This window comes from Dolichospermum circinale AWQC131C (assembly GCF_000426905.1).
In the GTDB taxonomy this organism is placed as follows: Bacteria; Cyanobacteriota; Cyanobacteriia; order Cyanobacteriales; family Nostocaceae; genus Dolichospermum; species Dolichospermum circinale.
Genome location: NZ_KE384619.1, coordinates 39,008 through 44,921, shown reverse-complemented (window position 1 = coordinate 44,921; position 5,914 = coordinate 39,008). Strand labels below are relative to the sequence as shown.

The following is a 5,914-nucleotide window of genomic DNA, read 5'->3' as shown; positions in this document are numbered from 1 at the left end:
GCGCAGAGAGTAAAAGTTTCATTTTTTTGATTTTCCAATTTCATACCTCAATTCAGCAACGCCAGGAATTATTATCCTGTTTAGCGATCGCACCTTTCCTTTATCATACCCTAATTCAGCAATGCCTGATTCCGAAACTTACTCACACTAATACTCAACAATACCACCACAAAACCAAGATTTGTACTTTTGTTTCCTTTTGTCACAAAAATGGCTTTGAACTTCATGGTTATGTAGCGGTAATTCAGGAATTACCGCTACTTTCCTTAACTATTCTCTACCAGAATGTGAACTTAATTTGTGATTGCTAGGAGTAGGAGAAACTTCACCGTGGGCTGTTCTTAACTTGGGTTTAGGACTACCGCCACCGTTACTACGTCTTTCATCGTTACCTTTACCTTCTTTTGACCAAGAAGAACGGCCTCTGCCGCCTCCAGAACCACGTAAGCCACCACCACGTTCGCTTTCCCGTTCTGAACCATCACCAACATCTATCCGGCGTTTGTTAATTCTGGGTTTGGGAGTTGGGCTTTCTTCTACAGGTAAATCCACTCCTGAGAGCAGCCAAGCGGGACGGGTTTGATCATAAGCGATTTGTAAAGCAGCCGCAGCGATCGCATGAGTATCATATTCTGCAATCATTTCGCTGATAATGGGCAAGAATGAAGCTAACCGTTCACCTGTTAAAGCTTCAGCTACTTGTCCTCTTAACTTCTGAATATGCTGGGCTTCAATCTGCGCTTTAGTAGGAATAGACAGAATTTGCCAAGTTTGGCGGTTATGGCGTTCAAAAGCCTGTTGTTTACGGCGTTCAAAAGCCTGAACCAAAGAAATGGCTGTTCCTTCTTTTCCAGCGCGACCCGTACGACCAATGCGGTGAACATAGGTTTCCACACTATCAGGTAAATCAAAGTTAATCACATGAGAAAGTTGATCAACATCTAAACCCCTAGCTGCAATATCAGTAGCTACTACCCAACGCACTTGACGGTTACGGAAGCGAATTAATAGACGTTCCCGCGCTTGTTGGGACAAATCACCATGATATTCATCGACACTATGACCAGCAGATTGCAACTGACTGGTTAATTCTGCGGCTGTGCGCCGGGTGCGAACAAAGATTAAAGCTGTTTCTGGGTCTTCCATTTCCAGAATTGGTTGTAAAGCCTTGGCTTTTGTCCAGTGACGGGGAATAATGTAAGCTACTTGATTAATCTTATTTGGTGCGGCTTTGGGTTGTTCAACGGTGACAGTTACCGGTGAGTTCAAAAATTTATTTACCAACATCCGAATTGATGGTGGCATTGTTGCAGAAAATAAGGCTGTTTGTCTTTCTTCTGGTGCTTGGGAAAGAATTCTTTCCACATCATCAATGAAGCCCATGCTTAACATTTCATCAGCTTCATCTAACACAAACCACCGTACTTGATCTAACTTCAAGCTACCACGATCTAATAAATCTATCACCCGTCCTGGTGTACCGACAACGATTTGCGCCCCCCGTCTGAGTTGCATAATTTGTCGGTCAATTGATTGACCACCATAAATGGCTGCTGCTTTCAAATAACTATTACCAATAAATTGGGAAATAGCCGCATGAACTTGAATTGCTAACTCACGAGTTGGAGTTAAAACTATTGCTTGTACAGCTTTTTGATCAGGATCTAACCGTTCTAAAATTGGTAAGGAGAAAGCTGCGGTTTTACCTGTTCCTGTTTGAGATTGACCGACTACATCCCGACCATTTAATAATTGAGGAATTGCTTGGGTTTGGATATTAGTAGGTGCAGAAAAACCAATGTTTTCTAACAGTTCAGCACGTTCTTGGGAAATGCCTAATTCTTGAAATGATAAGTTCATTAACTCTCCTAGATTTTATTGTGAATTTTTGATTTGTAAACCGATACTTATTTGTAAATTAAGTCTTATGCAACAGTAGATAGAGAACGAGATAATAATCTATCGCTATTGACAACTTGACCATAAAGGTCATAGGCATCGGCGCTTTGAATCGCTACTTTGACGATAGTTCCTAGCCTAGCCTCTCCTTTCACATAGACTTGACCATCAACTTCGGGAGAAAATCTACCAGAACGACCAATTAGTTCGCCCGTTTCGGGATTTTCTTGCTCAATGAGGACATCAACAATTTTGCCGATTTCCTGTTGATTTTTCTGCAAAGAAATTGGCTGTTGTAATGCCATTAGTTGATCACGGCGTGCTGCCATTATTTCTGCTGGAATTTGATGAGGTAGATTGTAGGCTGGAGTCCCTTCTTCTGGTGAAAAAGTAAAGACACCAACATGATCAAATTTATGTCGTTGTGTAAACTCTAATAAATGTTGAAAATGCTCCTGGGTTTCTCCCGGAAAACCAACTATAAATGTGGTTCTTAGCACTGCTGATGGTAGGGAAATTTTAATCCTTTCCATAATCTCATCATTGATCTGTCCTTGCCAAGGACGATTCATCGCCCGGAGAATTTCTGGGTGAGAATGTTGCAGGGGTAAATCTAAATATGGTAAACAGTTGGGGGTTTCTTGGATGGCCGCCATCACATCTGGTGTTAATCCGGTGGGATAGGCGTAGTGCATTCTCACCCAAGGTATATCTACTTTCCCTAAAGCCCGCAGCAATTCGGCTAATTTGGGTTTTCCGTAAATATCTAGGCCGTAATTGGTGGTGATTTGAGAAATGAGAATTATTTCTTTGACACCTTGATCTGCCAGTTGTTGGGCTTCGGCTACTATTGATTCAATGGTACGCGATCGCTGATTCCCTCGCAAATGGGGAATAATACAAAATGCACACCGATAATCACAGCCTTCGGCCACTCGCAGGTAAGCTACTCCTTCGGTTGTTGTCCGATAACGCGGTGTGGTTTCATCAGCGATATAATTCGGTTCGGCGGTAATTTCTTTAACTCTCTCCCCTTGTTCTACTCGCTCGATCACATCCACTATTTTGTGATAATCTCCTGTTCCCACTACCGCCACCGCTTCTGGCAATTCTTCCAATAATTGTTCTTGAAAGTGTTGGGCCATGCAGCCTGTAATGACGATTTTCTTATTAGCCTCCGCTAGTTCTACTAGGGTTTTTACTGATTCCTGTCGTGCTGCTTCAATAAAACTACAGGTATTAACAATTACGTAATCTGCTAATTCTTCGTTGCTATCTACACTATAGCCTGCGTTTACTAGCAGCCCTAACATATGTTCTGTATCAATGCGATTTTTCTCGCAGCCCAGGTGAGAAATGGCAACTGTTGGCTTTTCACCCATCATGTTCAATAAATGTTCCGTTTTTCTTTGCTAATTAACGTTCAAATTGGGTCGGGATATATAGATAAATAACTCCTACCCAACTACCCGTTACTAATTACCAGATTTTACCTGTATAATTAGCTACTTTAATTAGTAAATACAATCCCCCAACCTCTTCTATTTTACATATAGAGGCGGTGTCATGATCCTTCTACTAATTTGTTTCCCAGGGTAATCTTGAGCATCTTTGGGTAAGTCTGACACTCGTAATATTTTTTAACAATTCGCTTATTGGTATTTTAAATTACCGCAGCGTGGGCTTTGTTAATTTACCCATTGGGAAGCCGACCTAGAGGTCTGTTTTGAGAAGCCGCTACCCAACCGGGAAATCGCACTGGCGACCACGCCCATCAAGCAGTAATGCTACTCCGGCATTTACAATCAAATGACGGGAAGCTGCCTTGCATCTTGTGAGTGGCAAACTTCTCTTCTATCAGATTTTATCTTAACATATCTTAGGGAAGGTTGAAACTTAATTTCCATCTTGAGGAGGAGGTTGCAACCTGACCATGAAAAAACAGCTTAGGACTTACATACTATAGCAGGCAACAGGGAACAGAAAAACTGATGTTGCATAATGTCGGTATGAATTATGTTTCGCGCCAAGGCGCAAAGAGTAAGAGTTTGAGAATGTGCGAAGTAAATTAAAAACGTGGACTTATATCAGTTATTTAAAACCCGAACCCCAATTATTGGCGTAGTGCATTTGCTACCCTTACCTACTTCAGCCCGTTGGGGAGGTAGTCTCAAAGCAGTGATTGACCGCGCTGAACAAGAAGCCACAGCCCTTGCTAGTGGAGGGGTTGATGGGATTATTGTTGAGAATTTTTTTGATGCCCCATTTACCAAAAATCAAGTTGACCCGGCTGTTGTCAGTGCCATGACTGTGGTTGTACAACGTATACAGAACTTGGTTACTGTGCCTGTGGGATTAAATGTGTTACGCAATGATGGCAGAAGTGCGATCGCTGTTGCTAGTTGTGTTAATGCAAAATTTGTTCGCATTAATGTTCTTACAGGTGTAATGGCAACTGATCAAGGATTAATTGAAGGGGAAGCCCATCAATTACTACGGTATCGTCGAGAATTAGGATCTGACGTGAAAATTTTTGCTGATGTTTTAGTAAAACACGCCCGTCCGTTGAGTTCTCCTCATCTGACGGTTGCGGTAAAAGATACTATTGAAAGGGGTTTGGCTGATGCGGTAATTTTATCTGGTTGGGCTACTGGTAGTCCTCCTGATCAAGAAGATTTAGAACTAGCTAGTGCTGCGGCTGCTGGAACTCCCGTTTTTATTGGTAGTGGCGCAAGTTGGGAAAATGTTAGCACTCTCCTACAAGCAGCAGATGGGGTGATTGTTTCTAGTTCTCTCAAACGTCATGGTCAAATTCAGCAACCCATAGACCCCATTCGTGTCAGTCAATTTGTGGAAGCCGCCCGCAGACCTCTATTGTCTGAACTATGATGCTTTTGATTTGCTTGATTTAGATGATTAGAAGATTTCTAAACTAATTACCAATTACCAATCACTAATATTATGATTCGTCGTCGCTCTACTCCTAGTATTTATAAATGGTCGCGTCCAGCCATTGGAGCGATCTCCGGTTTTGGTATCCTGAATACAGGTTATCTCACTTTTGAAAAGCTCAACGGCAGCGCCCCGGTTTGCACTACACTAGAAAATGTTAAGGGTTGTGTAGATGTCCTCTCTAGTCCTTGGGCTACGGTTTTGGGTCAACCATTACCTATATTTGGTTTATTGGCATACATTGGGATGTTCATATTCGCTTTAGCTCCTTTGGCATTGAACTCAGGGGAAAATAACAAAAGTCGGAAACAACTAGAAAATGTGACTTGGTGGTTGCTGTTTATAGGAGCGATCTCTATGTCTGTTTTTAGTGGATACTTAATGTATGTACTAGCATTTGAACTCAAAGCTATTTGTCTTTACTGTATTGCTTCTGCCTTGTTTGCATTAACTATGTTAGTGTTAACCGTCATGGGTAGAGACTGGGAAGACATCGGACAACTTTTATTTACGGCTGTGATTGTGGCAATGGTGACGCTAATTGGAACTTTAGGAATTTATTCTCAAATAAATCCATCAGGTAGTATTACTGAATCAACTGATGGTAAACCTACAGCAATTACCTTTACGCCTAAAGAACAACCAAATCCTCAATTTGGCTGGGAAATTACCACTAAATCTGGAGAAGCCGAAATAGCCCTAGCCCAACATCTGGTTAAATCTGGTGCTAAGGAATATGTAGCCTATTGGTGTCCCCACTGTCACGAACAAAAGCTACTTTTCGGGAAAGAAGCTTATCAAATCATTAATGATAATTCTAAGGTAGAGTGCGCCAGCGATAGTCCCAAAGGAAAACCAGAATTATGTAAAGCCGCAAAAATTGAAAGTTTCCCAACTTGGATTATTAATGGTAAAAGCTATGGTGGAGTACAAAATCTAGAGGAATTAGCAAATATCACAGGTTATACAGGTCCGAAAAACTTTAAATATTTTCGCTAATGCAACTATTTATTGGGCATTGAACATTGGCAATTGTCCATGGGGAATAGGTAACAAGAACAGT

At 41.6% G+C, this 5,914-nt stretch carries 5 protein-coding genes; 3 read left to right on the top strand and 2 right to left on the bottom strand.

Features of this window, described 5'->3' with window-relative positions; translation table 11 throughout:
* Positions 1-311, top strand: a 311-nt coding sequence (locus ACIR131C_RS26810; protein WP_231395462.1) for a hypothetical protein, incomplete at its 5' end; no start/stop codon positions are given.
* Here ACIR131C_RS26810 and ACIR131C_RS0113650 read toward each other — a convergent pair.
* Positions 271-1,860 (bottom strand): DEAD/DEAH box helicase, encoded by a 1,590-nt coding sequence (locus tag ACIR131C_RS0113650; RefSeq protein WP_028090653.1) that lies wholly within the window; start codon positions 1,858-1,860, stop codon positions 271-273. The two genes, ACIR131C_RS26810 and ACIR131C_RS0113650, sit on opposite strands and share 41 nt — an antisense overlap.
* A 65-nt stretch (positions 1,861-1,925) precedes the next feature.
* Entirely contained in the window at positions 1,926-3,281 is a 1,356-nt protein-coding gene (rimO, locus tag ACIR131C_RS0113645) for a 30S ribosomal protein S12 methylthiotransferase RimO (RefSeq protein WP_028090652.1), read from the bottom strand.
* 694 nt (positions 3,282-3,975) lie between these two features.
* Here rimO and btpA point away from each other — a divergent pair.
* A complete protein-coding gene (gene btpA, locus ACIR131C_RS0113640; protein ID WP_028090651.1) occupies positions 3,976-4,788 on the top strand; it encodes a photosystem I biogenesis protein BtpA in 813 nt (270 codons plus the stop codon).
* A gap of 72 nt (positions 4,789-4,860) precedes the next feature.
* The gene (locus ACIR131C_RS0113635; RefSeq protein ID WP_028084468.1) at positions 4,861-5,850 is read left to right on the top strand and encodes a vitamin K epoxide reductase family protein; all 990 of its coding nucleotides are present in this window, start codon (positions 4,861-4,863) and stop codon (positions 5,848-5,850) included.
* Positions 5,851-5,914 lie beyond the last annotated feature (64 nt).